Here is a 16,172-nt window from a genome sequence, read left to right as displayed (position 1 = left end):
TCCTCGCCACTCGTTCCTCGTGGCTCCGGGCTTTTCGCTGCTATCCCTCACCCATTATTCACAACAAGGGGCATTATGCATAACGCCTTGTTTACCTTTTAATTTGCTGTACGGTTTTGAAACTTGCCTTTATTATATTATGCTGCTTCGGGCTGCTGTTCACCGGCCACAGCCAGTCCCATTACCTGCGTGGCGAGGTAAAAGATGAGAGTGGTAAAGCCCTCCAGAATGTCACTATTCTCAACAAACGAACCGGCTACACCTATAAATCCGGGGGCGCCGGCACTTTTGGTATCATACAAACCCAGCAAAAGGACAGCTTCCTGTTCTCTCTGCCGGGTTTTATAGAAGTGTTGTTATACCTGGATGCCGATAAGTATGCCAGTGTTAAACTAAAAGCAGCCTCCGGTAAAATAAGTAATACCAATGTGCCTAAACTCGCATCCTTTACCACGGGCCTTGCCCGCCGCGACCAGAAAAAATGGTTTGCCGGCGAAGAAACCTATGCCAGCCTGGTGGAGAACGGCTTTATCAATACACAAACCTATCCCAATACCGGCATTGCCCTGCATGTAGACAAAGCCTCCTACAGCAATATACGCCGCTTTGTAAATACAGGCAGTACCGTACCGCCGGATGCGGTCCGTACCGAGGAGTTATTGAACTACTTTAACTTAAATAATAACGACAGTACGCAAACGGCAACCATGGCCGTTGCTACCCAGCTTACCGACTGTCCCTGGAATAAAAACAACCAGCTCTGCTTTGTGAACCTCAAAGCAAAAAAACTGGATGTAGCCCATCTGCCCCAGGCACAGCTGGTCTTCCTTATCGATATATCGGCCTCTATGGACATGGCCAACCGCCTGCCCTTATTACAATCGGCCTTTAAACTACTTACCAGTAACCTGCGTGCCCAGGATTCCGTAACCATTGTTGTATATGGCGGCGTTACCGGTGTAATGCTGCAAACCACCAGTGGCAGCGAAAAAGAAAAAATTTATAAAGCTATTGACGAGTTAACACCCGGAGGTTATACCCCGGGTCAGTCGGGTATACAGCTGGCTTATAATATTGCCAAGCGGCATTTTATACCCGGTGGCAATAACCGGGTAGTATTGGCTACCGACGGCGATTTTAATGTTGGCATGCGTACTGAGGATGACCTGGAAATGCTCATCACCCAAAACAAACAGGCGGGCATTTATCTTACCTGCCTGGGCGTGGGCATGGGTAATTATAAAGATTCCAAAATACAGTTACTGGCCCGTATGGGTAATGGCAATTTTGCCTACCTGGATAGCTACCAGGAAGCGGAAAAAGTATTGATGACCGAGTTTACCCAAACCCTTTACTCGGTTGCCGATAATGCTTATCTCAACCTGGCTTTTGATCCCGAATATGTGCAGGAATATAAGTTATTAGGCTTTGACAACAAGCTGGGGGCTATCAGCGATACCCTGTCTATTGTAGATGGCGGGGAAATAGGTTCGGGACACTCCCTGGTGGCTGCCATTGAGTTCGTCCCCACCAAGGCCTACACCAGCCTGGTCAATCAAAAAGGCAATAAAAATATCGGGAAAATAGAACTGAGTTTTCGCGCCAATGGCGATACGTTAACACAACATACAGCTACCGGCATCGGCAATAATTACCAGTCTTTTGATAAGGTGGACAGTTTTTACCGCACAGCCTCATCCCTTATCATGTATGCCGGCCTGTTAAGGCAATCAGCCAGCTTTAAACACCTTAAATGGGATGATATTATCAAAATTGCCACTGAAGCGGCCGGTAATGGTAATTACCTGCAAAAGGATTATTTAACCCTGCTTACCCAAACCAAAGCCCTGTATACCAAACAGAAGAAAAAGAAGAAGAAAAAACAGGCGGATAATTAACGGGCAATGTAAACGGTTTACTCATAAAACAACAGTAAAATAAAAGCCCTCCGTAATATTACGGAGGGCTTTTTAAAATCATCTATCTACAGGTGCTGAATTAATAATTCAATTTCAGTTCAACCCTTCTGTTCTTCTGACGACCGGCAGCTGTTTTGTTATCAGCAACAGGCATATCCTGGCCATGACCGGCTGCAGTTAACCTGCTTTCGGCAATACCTTTTTTAATAAAGTATTCTTTCACGGCATTGGCGCGGTTATCACTTAAAATCTGGTTTTTGTCAGCTTTACCGGTATTATCGGTATGGCCATCAATATTTAATTTCAGATCGGGGGTCTCGTTCAAGATTTTCACCACTTCATCCAAACCTTTGTTGGAAGAGGCCAGCAGTTTGTAGCTACCGGTTGCAAATAAAATTTTAGTGGCAGCATAGTCAACTTTCTTTTTCACCTCTTCCTTAATTTCAGGGCAACCTCTGTTGGCAGCTACACCTGGAATAGTAGGACAAGCATCTTCCTCGTCATTGATACCATCTTTATCGGTATCAGGTATAGGGCAACCTTTATATTTAGCTATACCCGGTACAGTTGGGCAGGCATCTTCTTCGTCATTGATACCATCTTTATCTGTATCAGGAATAGGACAACCACCATATTTAGCTAAACCTTTTACATCAGGACATTTGTCATCTTTATCGGCAATACCGTCACCGTCTTTATCAGGACAACCCTGTAAAGAAGCTAAACCGGCAACTGTAGGGCAGGCATCCAGGCTGTCCACTACGCCATCATTATCTGTATCCACTACTACCGGAGCAGGAGGAGGAGGAATTACTTTAGGCTCTTTTTTAGTCAGCAGTGACTGGGCAACACCTAAAGAGTAAAACAGGTTGTTAGGCACTTTATCGTTGTCAAAACTTGCACGATAGTTAGCCTGTAAAAACACATAGGCTTCGTCTAATAAGTTAAACTGTAAACCAACGCCTAAGGGTGCATAACCTTTAAAGTCGCCGCTCCAGTAATTACCTACGCCTACACCGGCAGTAATAAAGGGGTTAACAATGCTGCTGGGTTTCAGTAAATAGGCATGTAAAGAAGCTTCCAGCTCATTGGAGTAATCACTTTTGTCTTTGGTGTTGGTAGATGTAAAGTCTGAATTGAACAGGCCGTTGTAACGTACCGACAGGTCTAACTGCTTGGTAAGACCTTTCCAGTAATAAAGTGAAAAACCATAGTCCTTGTTGTTTAATTTGTACCAGTCTTTACCTTTTAATACATCACTGAACGAAGTGTTTTTGATAGCGTTCGGAGTTTCAAAATCCACTACATTAAAACTAAATCCAAGCGCTGATTTTTTTTGTGCTTGTACGGCAACGGAAAACGCCAGTAAAGCAACTAACAGAAAACTGTTTCTCATCTGTTTCTTTTTAAGTTATTAAATAGATATATAGGGTTATAACAATACTGTTATAACAGTATATCCGGTATACTGTACAGTAAATAACTGTAACAAAAATTCACAAACAAATAAATCGTTATTGGCTTCTGCCAATTGAGGTTAAGGGAGGGCCGAGCAGTTATTTTACTTATCAGTTTCGCATAAGCAATAAATCTGCCAAATAATAAGAGATTTAGAGTGATGCTTAAAAGTATTGGTTGCATACAGCTGTAAATAATACTTAAAAGCATTCCTGTTTAAAGGCTTATTAAACGGGCTGCAAAGGTAAACCACCTTGCCCTCATTTGCAAATGAATCCGGAAATATTTTACAGTGCATTCGTTTGCTAAAACTGTAACCAAATAAATATCAATGTATTAAGCAAACATTTTACTACCATATATTTTACATTTTTGTCAAATTTTTAAATATTCCCCGTGCATACAATCAACAGCAAAGGTGGGTTTAATACATACAAACCTTTATCTTTAGCGTTTAAACTAACTGCAGTATTTTTTAAGCATAATTATTCTTTATCATAAACAAACATCAATGAGTTTATTTAATTTATCAGGCAAAACAGCCCTGGTTACCGGATGCGATACGGGTTTAGGTATGGGCATGGCCATAGGCCTGGCCGAAGCAGGTGCCGATATAGTGGGCGCTTCTATTGTGGATGATTACAGTGCGGTAAAAGCCGCGGTGGAAGGTACCGGCAGAAAGTTTACGTATCATAAAGTAGATATCGGTAATCGTCCCGAGCTGTATGCTTTTATCAATAGGGTGCAGGCAGAAAATGAGCGTATCGATATCCTGGTAAATAATGCCGGCATCATTATGCGTAAGCCTGCTGCCGAACACCCGGATGATTATTGGGATAAAGTGGTAGACATTAACCTGAATGCCCAGTTTATTTTAGGCCGTGAGTTTGGTAAACATATGATAGAGAAAGGTGGGGGTAAAATTATTTTCACCTGCTCCTTATTAAGTTTCCAGGGTGGTATTAACGTACCTGGTTATACCGCTACCAAATCGGCCGTGGCCGGCCTGGTACGGGCTTTTGCCAATGAGTGGGGCAGCAAGGGTGTAAATGTAAATGGTATTGCACCAGGTTATATTGCCACTAATAATACCCAGGCATTACGCGAAGATCCTGAGCGTAGCAAATCTATTTTAGAACGTATTCCTATTGGCCGCTGGGGCATACCCGAAGATTTTAAAGGGCCGGTTACCTTCCTGGCTTCAGATGCTGCTAATTATGTAAACGGTACGGTACTGTTTGTAGATGGCGGCTGGATGGCACGCTAAACAAAATAAAACTTCAATAAAAAAGATCCCGGTAGTAAACTACCGGGATCTTTTGTTCATACACTTAAGAGAACATATCTCTTATTTTATCAAAAAAGCCTTTTTCATTTTTATCGGGCTGAGGTTTGAGGTTGGGCGACTGGCTTAGTTTTTCCAGCATGTCTTTCTCCTCTGTGTTCAGCTCCTGTGGTGTCCATACATTTACATGTATCAGCTGGTCACCTTTTTCGTAGGATTGTACAGCCGGGAACCCTTTACCTTTTAAGCGTAATATTTTACCGCTTTGTGTACCGGCAGGTATTTTAATCTTGGCCCTGCCATCAATGGTAGGTACTTCAATCTGTACACCAAATACCGCATCGGTAAAGGATATATGCAGGTCATAAGCTACATTCAGGCCGTCACGCTGCAGCTCCTTATGTGCTTCTTCTTCAATTAAAATGATCAGGTCGCCTGCACTGCCGCCACGTTCACCGGCATTACCCCGGCCACTTACACTCAGCTGCATACCGTCCTGTACACCGGCCGGAACATCAATACTGATGGTTTCCTCGCCATATACCCTACCCTCACCTTTACAGGAGCCACATTTCGCGGTAATGGTACTGCCCTCGCCGTTACAGGTTGGACAGGTAGTTACCGTTTGCATCTGGCCCAGGAAAGTGTTTTGTACTTTACGCACCTGGCCACTGCCGCCACAGGCGCTACAGGTTTGTACACTGTTTTTATCTTTGGCGCCACTGCCGCCACAGGTAGTACAGCCTATATATTTTTTAACTTTTATGTTCTTGGTTACACCTTTGGCAATTTCTTCGTAGGTCAGTTTCAGCTTTACCCGCAGGTTGCTGCCACGGGTACCACGGGCACGTTGTCCGCCTCCCCTGCGCTGGCCGCCACCAAAAAAGTTACCAAACAGGTCATCGCCGAATACATCACCGAACTGGCTGAAAATATCCTCCATGTTCATACCGCCACCGCCGCCAAATCCTCCACGGCCCGCACTGCCCACACCAGCATGACCAAAACGGTCATACTGTGCTTTTTTATCGGCATCACTTAATACCTCGTAGGCCTCGGCCGCTTCTTTAAATTTTTCCTCGGCTGCTTTATCACCTGGATTACGATCGGGGTGAAACTGCATAGCCACCTTACGGTACGCTTTTTTAATTTCATCTGCGCTGGCAGATTTGCTTACACCCAATACTTCGTAATAATCTCTTTTTGACATATCTGTTTAATGAAAGGCCTTTATTTATAAAAAGCGGGCAATAAGATATACTGCCCGCGAATGCGTTTATTTGGCAACCACCACTTTTGCGTGCCTGATAATTTTATCGTTCAGGTAATACCCTTTGGTTATCTGGTCGGCCACTTTGCCTTTAGCATCTTCCGTTGCCGCCGGTATTTCGGTAATGGCTTCATGCAGGTCTGCATCAAAGTCCTTACCCACCACATCCATGGCTTTTAAACCTTTTGAGGCCAGTACATTTTTAAACTTGTTAAATACCAGTACTACACCCTGTTTCAATTGTTCCACATCGGTTGTGGTATCCAGTTGTTTTTCGGCACGTTCAATATCGTCAATCACATCCAGCAGGTCAGTAATAATATCTTTACCGGCTGTTTGTATCAGTTCCAGTCTTTCTTTGGCCGTACGGCGTCTGAAATTATCAAACTCGGCCGCCAGGCGCAGGTGTTTGTCCCTGGCTTCCTCCAATTCTGCTTTTATTTTATCGGCCTCTGATACGTTCTCTACGGGGTCGTTCAAATGAGAAGTACCGGCAATGTTTTCATCGGCATTAATGCCCATATCCACATTATTGTCCATTGGTTCCTGTTGTTCCTGCATGTCTTTTTCTGCCATAATTTCAAAATTGTTTGCAAAGGTACAATTGTCAATAATACTGCCAATGCCATAAATGGGACAATTTGACCGCATTTGCGGCTTAGTCGGGCCTTTTAGACAGTCAAACCCATTTCTTCCGGGTATAATTGATATGGGTTGGTTCGTGGGACACGAATCATGGCTTGGCAATATTGACGCTGGTTCGTGGGACACGAACCAAGGCTGAGTTGAGTAGCGAACCGAACGATGCAGTGTGCGACGCAACAGTTGATGACCAGGGAACTGCAGCCGGTAACATAAATAAAAACGGCCATCATCTGACAGCCGTTTTACAATATTTTGGGTATGTTATCCAATTACCTGGTAAATCTCTTTCAGGTTACGCCCAAGACCATCATAATCAAGGCCATACCCTACCACAAATTTATTGGGAATGGAAAAACCGATGTAATCCAGTGTAAGCGGGAACTGGGTGGCTTCGGGTTTATGCAGCAGGGTAGCTATTTTAAGCGAACGGGGCTGCTGATGCTCCAGTTTGGGTAAAAAGTTGTGTAATGTTTTGCCGGTGTCCACAATATCCTCTACAATCACCACATCCTTACCAAAAAGGTCGTCCTCCAAACCAATGGTGGTGATCACATTACCGGTTGATTTGGTGCCTTTGTAGGAGGCCAGTTTAATAAAACATATTTCGGCATCAATGGTCAGGTGTTTAAACAGGTCGGCCGCAAACATGAAGGAACCATTCAATATGGTTACGAAAAACGGGCGCTTGCCGGCATAGTCCTGGTTGATCTGTGCTGCCAGCGCTGCAATACGCTCCTGTATGGTTTGCTCGGATAAATAAATTTCGAATGACTTGTCGTGAACCTGAACGTTGGCCATAAAACAGTTTTAGTTGCGGGCAAAGTTATTTTAATGACGCCAGCTTATTACCGGCAGGTGCAAATGTTTTTAAGTATAGTTTTTCGCCCGGTACCAGTATTTTGTTAGCCGTAATACCGTTATAGCTCAATAAACTTTCCAAACGAATGGCCTGTACCTGGGCTACATCATACACCGTTTCACCGGGTTGCACAATATGAAACTCCTCAGCACCGGTTTTACGTTTACGCTGTAAGAAAATTAACTGGTCAGCATCCGCTTCCTCTACTTCCGGCATATCGTCGTTAAATTCAAACAGTCTTTTTAAAGGAATATTATGCTGTTGTGCCAGCGCTAAAAAGGAGGTACCTGCTTTTACAAAAACAACCTTGGTATCGTTTATTTTAAATACACCATCGGGATAGGAAGGTTTAACTACCGCAGGCTTTTCAACTACGGCAGCCTGTACCACAGCAGGTTGTTGTTCAACCGGTTTGCTTACTACGGCAATATCGCTGGTCTTAGGCTCCATTTTACCCATCGCGATCAGGGTATAATCGTCCAGGTGATAGTCCTCAATTAATTTAATAATGATCTGCGGGTATTTTGGGTTGGTAGCATATCCTGCTTTTTTTAATCCGTTGGCCCAGCCTTTATAATCGGTAGGCTCCAGGTTAAACAGGAAAGCATAACGCTGGCCACTGCGTAAGAAGTCTGAATGATCTTTGTAAGATTGTCCCGGTTCATCGTATTTGCGGAAACATTCATTGGGCGCATCATCCGTATGTTTTACCGATTGGCCTGTCCAGTGGGATTTACACTTAATACCAAAATGGTTATTGGATTTGGTAACCAGTATACTGGTGCCCGCCGCCGTTTCGTGTATGCCCTGCGCCAGTTTAATGGAAGCCGGCACACCGGTACGCTGCATTTCGGCAATGGCGATATCCTTGTACGTTTCAATGTACTGTTGAATAACCGCCGCATTTTGTGCTTTGGTTACCAATTGCAGGCTGAGTGCTACGATGCTGCAAACAAATAATTTTAATTTCATGAATACCTCGTTATAGTTTTCGTAATAAGTATAGTCCGTCGCGCAAGGTGATGGCTACTTTTTCCACAGCCTCATTTGCGGTTATATATTCATTAAACGCTTTAATGGCTTTTGCGCTTTTTCTTTTGGGCTCGGCTTCCAGTGCTTCGCCATGAAAGAAAATATTGTCGGCCAGTATAAACCCGTTTTGCCGCACCCTGGGTAATACCAGGTTAAAGTAATCAATATAGCCCGGCTTGTCGGCATCGATAAATACCAGGTCCCAGGTATGGGGTAATGCCGGAATAATATCTTTTGCATTACCGGTATGCGAAATAATTTTATCTTTTAACGGTGAACGGTCAAAGAAACTACGGGCTTTACCGGCATCTGCCTGTCTTAATTCAATGGTATGTAATTCACCATTATCCTGTAAGCCTTTTGCTAAACATAACGCACTATACCCGGTAAAAGTGCCTATTTCTAAAATTTTTTCGGGTCGTATCATCCAGCTGATAGCCTCCAGGAGTTTCCCCTGCAAATGCCCGCTTAACATATGGGGTTCGGCGTGTTCCGCGTAAGTGTACCGGTGCACTTCCTGCTGCAGAGCGTCTTCGGCCGTGGTTAAACTTTGGGCAAATTGTTCTAATTCGTCGTTGATCAGTTGCAAAGGATATTTTTTTGCAAAGTTAGGGCAAATAAACCAAGAGCGGCCATTTTGGGGTAAAGGAATCGGGACTGGCCTTTATGCTAACAGGTTCATATACAATCCTGTTGATAAAGAAACAGCGTCAATGAACGACTTCATTGACGCTGTTAACATTTTTTTATAAAACGGATCAGGCTATTTCTTTCGCTATAATGTTTTTCAGCGAGTTCTCTTCACCCCCTTTTTTAGATATTACCAGTAAACACAGGAAGGTGAGCACACCGTTGATCAGGATAAGCTCCGGGCCTATTTTATAACCGTTGAAGATGCTGGCCGATAAAGCATCGAAAGGCAACTTCACTTTTAGTTTACCTTCATAGTAGGCCGGGTTACAGATCATGTCCAGGATAACGGTCAACACCGGGCCGGTTATTACTGCAGGCCAAACCATTTTAGGATTGATGCTGCGTTTGGTTAAGATACCAAAGGCGAATAAACCTAATAAGGGTCCGTAAGTAATGCCCGCAAATTTGATGATGAACTGGATGATGTTTTTATCATCAATGTATTTAAACAGTAAGGCCATCAGGAAGAAGATAACCGCAAAGGTTAAATGCACCCGTAAACGTCTTTTCTTTTTCGCCTTTTCATCGGTATATTTTTTATTCAGGTCAAGGATATCGATACAATACGATGAGGTTAAAGAAGTAATGGCCCCATCTACACTGGGGAACAGCGCACTGATAATGGCAATAATGAATACCACCCCAATGGTAGCCGAGAAAGCCCCGCCTAAAGCCACAGTGGGGAACAGGTCATCGCCGGTGGCGCTGATACCATTGGCCTGTGCATACACGTATAACACCCCACCCAGGAACAGGAACAGGAAGTTCACCACCACCAGTACAAAACTCAGGGTTACCATGTTTTTTTGTGAGTTACCCAGGGTTTTCACGCTGATGTTTTTCTGCATCATCTCCTGGTCTAAGCCCGTCATGGTGATGGTAATGAACATACCACCGATAAATTGTTTAAAGAAGTTTTGCGAGCTGTTGCCGTCAAAATTAAATATCTGGTTATAACCATTTGCCGTAATACTTTCATATACCCCGCCTAAGTCGGTATTTAAGGCTGCTACTACTGCCAGTATACAGGCCACCAAACCGATCAGCATACCGGAGGTTTGTAAGGTATCGGTATAAATAATGGTTTTTACACCGCCTTCAAAAGTGTACAACAGTATCATTAAAATAATAACGATAGAAGTTACCCAGAAAGGTACCCCCATAGAGTCCAGTATAAATATCTGCAGGATATTGATTACGAGGTATAAACGGGCCGTAGCGCCTACCGTCCTGGAGAGTATAAAGAAGAAGGCGCCGGATTTATGCGCTGCGACACCGAACCGTTTTTCCAGGAAAGTATAAATGGATTTCAGGTTGAGTTTGTAGTATAGTGGAAGCAGTACAAAAGCTACCACAAAATAACCCACGAAATAACCGAGTACTAATTGAAAGTAAGCGAAGTTGTTGGTGCCTACATCGCCGGGCACACTTACAAAAGTTACCCCGCTTAAGGAAGTACCGATCATACCAAATGATACCAGCATCCAGTTACTGTTACGATTACCAATAAAGAAGGAATCGTTATTGGAGTTACGGGATGTGTACCAGGCCACAATTAAGAGTAAGACAAAATAACCTATTACAAACGAAAATAAAAGACCTGCTGACATGGATTATTTTTTTGTAAAAACCTTTAATTATTGTTTAGTAATTTTTGAAGATAACCAAATTTGTTATCCCTTTGCAGCAAATATAAACTTATCATGCTTATTCAATCACTTGCAGTTTTTTGCGGCTCTAAAAACGGGAATAATGAACTTTTTGCCACCCATACCAAGGAGCTGGGAGCATTGATGGCACAGCATCATATTGCATTGGTATATGGCGGAGGCAGTGTAGGCATCATGGGAATAATTGCTGATAGTGTGATGCAAAACGGCGGAAAAGTGGTTGGCATAATACCGCAAATACTGGTAAACCAGGAAAGACAACATAAAAATATTACCGAGTTACTGGTGGTAGAGGATATGCATATACGTAAACGTAAAATGTATGACCTGGCCGATGCAGCCATTATCTTACCCGGTGGCTTTGGCACATTGGACGAGCTGTTTGAAATGGTTACCTGGAACCAGTTATCCATTCATGATAAACAGATTTTTTTATTGAACAGCGATGGCTTTTACGATCACCTGATTGCCCATATTTATAAAATGAAAGAAGAGGGCTTTTTATACCAGGAAGCTTTTGACCGTATCACCGTATTAAATGAACCCAAAGAGCTGATAGAATATTTTAACCCGATGGGAAGCGGAGGGCAAATTTGACAATGAGCTAATTTGGAAATTTGGTAATTAGTCAAAATGATAGGCCACGGTTCGTGAGACACGAACCGGAAGAAAGGCTTTTGAAAATTTGTAATACAAATTTGGTCATCAAATTTAAAAATTTCAGGTTTAATATTTAATCGGAATCTCTGAATTAAGGTTTTTATCTAATTGATACAGAATCCGGTCGGCTTTCTCAAAAGGAATATTCTTTTGAGTACAAACTTCTTTTAATTTAGCAATGTAAGAAAAGTATAATTGAACTTTGCCCTCATTATTATAGGGTACTTTAAACTCATTCACATCTTCGTTTATAAACCTATACACTCTTTTATCAATGATTTGTAAATGCAGTGGTACTGCGAATCTCAAAACCGTAGACGCCATTGGTAAATCAAACCCTTTTAATAACAACAATTTCCGCAGTACTTCCTTTGCCCTCTCCTCCGAATAATTATTTCGTAACATGTTTATCTGTTCAACTATATCATCTTTAATTTCTGGGTATCGGTTTGTCTTCCACAATACTATTTCCAGTAATGTAACATCTGTAAAGTCTTCCTTTTGGTTATCCAGCTTTGCTGTTAATTCAGGTTGAAATTTATATAAGTCTTCAGCCTTGGTTATCTCTTCCGTCCAATTAATGGTTTCATCTTGAATTTTTCGCATTTTTTGCTCTGGCATATTTTAGTTTTATGGTTATGTTACATAAAATAAATAAACTTTCACTAAAAACCCAATTCCTGTTTTCTTATGCACTAATCTGATAAAAGAGCCAATAAGCACTAATATTTTTATAAGTACGGCGACATATATAGACACTAACAAACAGGACAAAAAAATCGCCTACCAAAACGGTAAGCGATTTTAAGACGGGTTTTTCCATTTACTTATATTAACTGCAACCGCCCTGGTTGCCGCAGTTGGCGCATTTATAACAGGTGCCGCTCCGCATCATAATATGGCCGCAAACATTACAGGCCGGCGCATCACTCTGCATACTTTTATTGGCAGCATTCATGGCACTTAATCCATCATTACCACTTACCATTGTTTTAATCGGTTTATTGATCTGGGGGACTACCGGTGTAACACTGGCTGGTGTAATGCGTACACTGGATAGCTGCGGCTCCTGTGCATATTCCAGTCCCGAAGGCACATCATCCCAATCATCCGAGCCGGTGTTCATTACTTCCGGTTTATCCAGTATATGTACCAGGTCGGTACGACCTAAGTATTCGTACCCCAATACACGGAATATAAAGTCGACAATGGAGGTAGTAGATTTAATATTCGGATGCTCTACAAAGCCGGAAGGATCAAATTTGGTAAAGGCAAATTTATCTACAAACTCTTCCAGTGGTACACCGTATTGCAGGCCGATGGATACGGAAATAGCAAAACAGTTCATCATACTGCGCATGGTCGCTCCCTCTTTCGCCATATCAATGAATATCTCGCCTAAAGTACCATCACCATATTCACCCGTGCGTACAAAAACCGCCTGGCCATTTATTTTTGCTTTTTGGGTAAAGCCCCTGCGTTTGGCTGGTAAGGTCCGGCGTTCTACAATACTCGCCAGTTTACGTTTTAACTTGGTATCAGGTGAAGCCTGTACACGTTTCTGTACCTCCTCCAGCAATTCCTCTACCGTTAGTTTTCCTAGATCAACAATATTAGAAGCATTGTTTACCGGTTCTTCTATTGTTTCTTCTTTAACCGTATCTGTTTTCTTTTTCTTATCGGATTTATTACTTAAAGGCTGTGATAATTTAGAGCCGTCGCGATACAAAGCATTTGCTTTTAAGCCCAGCTGCCAGCTTAAGTAATAAGCATCGGCAATATTTTCAACCGTTGCCTCATGCGGCAGGTTGATGGTTTTAGAGATTGCTCCACTGATAAAAGGTTGTGTTGCACCCATCATGCGGATATGCCCGTGCGCATGAATATACCGTTCGCCTTTTTTACCACACTTGTTGGCACAATCAAATACGGCCAGGTGTTCCGCTTTTAAGAAAGGAGCGCCTTCCAGCATCATGGTACCGCATACATAATCATTGGCGGCTTCAATTTGCTCGTCAGTAAAGCCTAACGCTTCCAGTAAACTCCATTCAAAATCATTGTACTGCTCTGGTGTAAAGCCCAGGCGTTGCAGGCATTCTTCGCCTAATGTATATTTATTAAATACAAAACCTATTTCAAAAGCGGATATTACCGCCGCATCCAGTTTTTTAATCTCATCGGCAATAAAACCCTTTTCACTCAGCGACTGGTGATTAATGAACGGCGCACCCGCAAAGGAAGCCGCACCCACCGCGTATTTAATAATAGCATCGGTTTGTTTTTCATCATAACCCAGGTTACGTAAAGCTACCGGTACCGATTGGTTGATGATTTTGAAATAACCACCACCCGATAATTTTTTAAACTTAACCAGGGCAAAATCAGGCTCTACACCGGTAGTATCACAATCCATTACCAAGCCTATAGTGCCGGTTGGTGCAATCACCGTGGCCTGCGCATTACGGTACCCGAATTTCTCACCCAGTTCAACCGCATCGTCCCAGGCTTTGCAGGCTGCTTTTAATAAATAGTCAGGACAATGAGCAGCATGTATACCTTGTGGTTTTAAACTCAGGTTTTCATACTCATCCGCATCATAAGCAGCCAGGCGATGGTTACGCATCACCCGCATCATGTGCTTTTTATTTTCTTCATAACGGGGGAAAGCACCCAATACTTCCGCCATCTCGGCCGATGTTTTATAGGCCGTACCGGTCATGATAGCAGTAATAGCGCCGGCAATACCACGTGCCGCTTCACTATCATAAGGAATACCACTTACCATTAACATAGTACCCAGGTTAGCATAACCCAAGCCTAATGTGCGGTATTCATAACTTAACTGTGCTACTTCTTTGGAAGGGAACTGCGCCATTAATACCGATATCTCCAATACCACGGTCCATAAGCGGCAATTGTATTCATAACCTGCTACATCAAACAGGTTTTTCTCCGCATCATAAAATTTCATCAGGTTGGCCGATGCCAGGTTACAGGCGGTATTATCGAGGAACATGTACTCACTGCAGGGGTTAGATGCCCTGATCTCCCCACCTTCCGGGCAGGTATGCCATTCGTTGATGGTGGTATTGTATTGTGTACCCGGATCTGCACAACGCCAGGCAGCATAAGATATCTGGTTCCACAGTTCACGGGCCGGTATTTTTTTCATCACGCGGCCATCCATGCGGGCTTTTAATTCCCAGTCACCATCTTCCTGTAATACTTTAAAAAATTCGTTGGGAATACGTATGGAGTTGTTGGAGTTCTGACCACTTACTGTTTTATACGCCTCATCTTCATAACCGGAAGGATAACCAGCCGCAATTAAAGCGGCTACCTTCTTTTCTTCTTCTACTTTCCAGTTAATAAACTCGCTGATCTCCGGGTGATCCATATCCAGGCAAACCATCTTGGCCGCCCTTCTTGTAGTACCACCGCTTTTAATAGCGCCGGCTGCCCGGTCACCGATCTTTAAAAAGCTCATTAAACCGGAAGAGGTACCACCGCCACTTAGCTTTTCGCCTTCACCTCTTAGGTTAGAATAGTTGGTGCCCACACCCGATCCGTATTTAAATATCCGGGCTTCTCTTACCCAAAGGTCCATGATGCCGCCGTCATTCACCAGGTCGTCGCTTACACTCAGTATAAAACAGGCATGTGGCTGCGGACGCTCATAGGCATTGGTTGATTTTTTCAGTTCACCATCCACCGGGTCTACATAATAATGTCCCTGTGGCTTACCGGTAATGCCATAACTTTCGTGCAGTCCGGTATTGAACCATTGCGGTGAGTTGGGTACACACATCTGGTCCAGTATAGAGTATACTAATTCTTCGTAAAAAATATCACCGTCGCGTTCACTGGAAAAATAACCGTACTTCTGTCCCCATACACGCCAGCAATTGGCTAAACGGTGGGCTACCTGTTTGGCAGATGTTTCCCGGCCCAGGCTGCCATCGGCCTGTGGTACACCGGCTTTACGGAAATACTTCTGCGCCAGTATATCGGTAGCGATCTGGCTCCACTGTTTCGGCACCTCCACATTTGTCATTTCAAAAACTACTTCACCGCTGGGATTGCGTATTACCGAGGTCCGGTAATCGTATTCAAACTGGTCAAATACGGAAATGTCATCACGGGTAAAACGGCGTTCAAACTGTAAGCCGCGTTTTGCTGATTGATTAGTTGGGCCGGCCATGTTGAAAATTTTTAAGGAGGTTTTAAGCAAGTGTGCTTATCCGAAATTATCCTGTAAAAATCAGTTTTCAAACATTCAAATACACACATGCTGTGGATAAAGGAACAATTCCTTTACCATGGCGGTTTGCAGGCTTAAAACTTTTGAGAGGGCGGGTTTGGGTATAAAATTTGGGGAACGGGCAAAAAAGCGGGAGTTATAGGTTTTTGCCGGCAGTAGTAATGCTTATGATCGTCCCTTGCGCAGTGCCCCAATAAGATTGTTGTGGGTCGCACACTTGTACGTCTTCAACGCTATACAGCAGCCGGGTGCAAGTTACCGGGGTAAGGGGGTAGAGGGGTTGTTGTGATCTCCCGCAGATTCTCGCAGATGAGTACAGCGCAGATGAGCGCTGATCTGTTTCGGGTTTGCTTTTAGCATTCAGCTTTTTGCCTTTAGCCTTTTGCTTTCAGCTTTCGGCTTTAAGCTTTGATTCAGGTA

The 16,172-nt window shown here is 43.3% G+C and carries 12 protein-coding genes; 3 read left to right on the top strand and 9 right to left on the bottom strand.

The genetic code is table 11. The features are described from left to right. Positions 1-116: 116 nt before the first annotated feature. On the top strand, positions 117-1,898 hold the full coding sequence (locus tag ACFS6H_RS09745; protein ID WP_386097773.1) for a vWA domain-containing protein: 1,782 nt from the start codon (positions 117-119) through the stop codon (positions 1,896-1,898). 100 nt (positions 1,899-1,998) lie between these two features. Here ACFS6H_RS09745 and ACFS6H_RS09740 read toward each other — a convergent pair whose 3' ends face one another. After that, positions 1,999-3,315, bottom strand: a complete 1,317-nt coding sequence (locus ACFS6H_RS09740; protein WP_386097771.1) for an OmpA family protein — start codon at positions 3,313-3,315, stop codon at positions 1,999-2,001. Between the two features lie 573 nt (positions 3,316-3,888). Here ACFS6H_RS09740 and kduD point away from each other — a divergent pair. Then, on the top strand, positions 3,889-4,644 hold the full coding sequence (kduD, locus tag ACFS6H_RS09735; protein ID WP_386097769.1) for a 2-dehydro-3-deoxy-D-gluconate 5-dehydrogenase KduD: 756 nt from the start codon (positions 3,889-3,891) through the stop codon (positions 4,642-4,644). A gap of 64 nt (positions 4,645-4,708) precedes the next feature. Here the strand turns inward: kduD and dnaJ are convergent, their stop codons facing one another. From dnaJ to ACFS6H_RS09705, 6 genes are all read right to left on the bottom strand, one after another. Beyond that, entirely contained in the window at positions 4,709-5,872 is a 1,164-nt protein-coding gene (gene dnaJ / locus ACFS6H_RS09730; protein ID WP_386097767.1) for a molecular chaperone DnaJ, read from the bottom strand. A gap of 66 nt (positions 5,873-5,938) precedes the next feature. Further along, a complete protein-coding gene (locus ACFS6H_RS09725; protein WP_386097765.1) occupies positions 5,939-6,508 on the bottom strand; it encodes a nucleotide exchange factor GrpE in 570 nt (189 codons plus the stop codon). A gap of 330 nt (positions 6,509-6,838) precedes the next feature. Further along, positions 6,839-7,375, bottom strand: coding sequence for a hypoxanthine phosphoribosyltransferase (gene hpt / locus ACFS6H_RS09720; RefSeq protein WP_386097763.1), 537 nt, complete (start codon positions 7,373-7,375; stop codon positions 6,839-6,841). Between the two features lie 25 nt (positions 7,376-7,400). Further along, positions 7,401-8,408 (bottom strand): glucosaminidase domain-containing protein, encoded by a 1,008-nt coding sequence (locus ACFS6H_RS09715; RefSeq protein WP_386097761.1) that lies wholly within the window; start codon positions 8,406-8,408, stop codon positions 7,401-7,403. A 10-nt stretch (positions 8,409-8,418) separates the two neighbouring features. Continuing rightward, positions 8,419-9,057, bottom strand: a complete 639-nt coding sequence (locus ACFS6H_RS09710) for an O-methyltransferase (RefSeq protein WP_386097759.1) — start codon at positions 9,055-9,057, stop codon at positions 8,419-8,421. Between the two features lie 169 nt (positions 9,058-9,226). After that, a complete protein-coding gene (locus ACFS6H_RS09705; RefSeq protein ID WP_386097757.1) occupies positions 9,227-10,771 on the bottom strand; it encodes a sodium:solute symporter in 1,545 nt (514 codons plus the stop codon). 93 nt (positions 10,772-10,864) lie between these two features. On the opposite strand from ACFS6H_RS09705, the gene ACFS6H_RS09700 reads away from it, so the two are divergent. Further along, a complete protein-coding gene (locus ACFS6H_RS09700) occupies positions 10,865-11,428 on the top strand; it encodes an LOG family protein (protein ID WP_386097755.1) in 564 nt (187 codons plus the stop codon). 129 nt (positions 11,429-11,557) lie between these two features. Here the strand turns inward: ACFS6H_RS09700 and ACFS6H_RS09695 are convergent, their stop codons facing one another. Both ACFS6H_RS09695 and ACFS6H_RS09690 read right to left on the bottom strand, forming a co-directional pair. Then, positions 11,558-12,112: a hypothetical protein gene (locus tag ACFS6H_RS09695; protein ID WP_386097753.1), complete on the bottom strand. Its 555-nt coding sequence runs from the start codon at positions 12,110-12,112 to the stop codon at positions 11,558-11,560. A 211-nt stretch (positions 12,113-12,323) separates the two neighbouring features. Continuing rightward, positions 12,324-15,692: a vitamin B12-dependent ribonucleotide reductase gene (locus tag ACFS6H_RS09690; protein WP_386097751.1), complete on the bottom strand. Its 3,369-nt coding sequence runs from the start codon at positions 15,690-15,692 to the stop codon at positions 12,324-12,326. Positions 15,693-16,172 lie beyond the last annotated feature (480 nt).

Source organism: Terrimonas rubra, assembly GCF_042686025.1.
Classification (GTDB): Bacteria; Bacteroidota; Bacteroidia; order Chitinophagales; family Chitinophagaceae; genus Terrimonas; species Terrimonas rubra.
This window is presented reverse-complemented; position numbering and strand designations above follow the sequence as displayed.

Coding starts and splice junctions, on each gene's coding strand:
- dnaJ (WP_386097767.1), bottom strand. CDS start 5,872: ATGTCAAAAAGAGATTATTACGAAGTATTGGGTGTAAGCAAATCTGCC.
- ACFS6H_RS09725 (WP_386097765.1), bottom strand. CDS start 6,508: ATGGCAGAAAAAGACATGCAGGAACAACAGGAACCAATGGACAATAAT.
- ACFS6H_RS09700 (WP_386097755.1), top strand. CDS start 10,865: ATGCTTATTCAATCACTTGCAGTTTTTTGCGGCTCTAAAAACGGGAAT.
- ACFS6H_RS09740 (WP_386097771.1), bottom strand. CDS start 3,315: ATGAGAAACAGTTTTCTGTTAGTTGCTTTACTGGCGTTTTCCGTTGCC.
- ACFS6H_RS09705 (WP_386097757.1), bottom strand. CDS start 10,771: ATGTCAGCAGGTCTTTTATTTTCGTTTGTAATAGGTTATTTTGTCTTA.
- ACFS6H_RS09715 (WP_386097761.1), bottom strand. CDS start 8,408: ATGAAATTAAAATTATTTGTTTGCAGCATCGTAGCACTCAGCCTGCAA.
- ACFS6H_RS09695 (WP_386097753.1), bottom strand. CDS start 12,112: ATGCCAGAGCAAAAAATGCGAAAAATTCAAGATGAAACCATTAATTGG.
- hpt (WP_386097763.1), bottom strand. CDS start 7,375: ATGGCCAACGTTCAGGTTCACGACAAGTCATTCGAAATTTATTTATCC.
- ACFS6H_RS09690 (WP_386097751.1), bottom strand. CDS start 15,692: ATGGCCGGCCCAACTAATCAATCAGCAAAACGCGGCTTACAGTTTGAA.
- kduD (WP_386097769.1), top strand. CDS start 3,889: ATGAGTTTATTTAATTTATCAGGCAAAACAGCCCTGGTTACCGGATGC.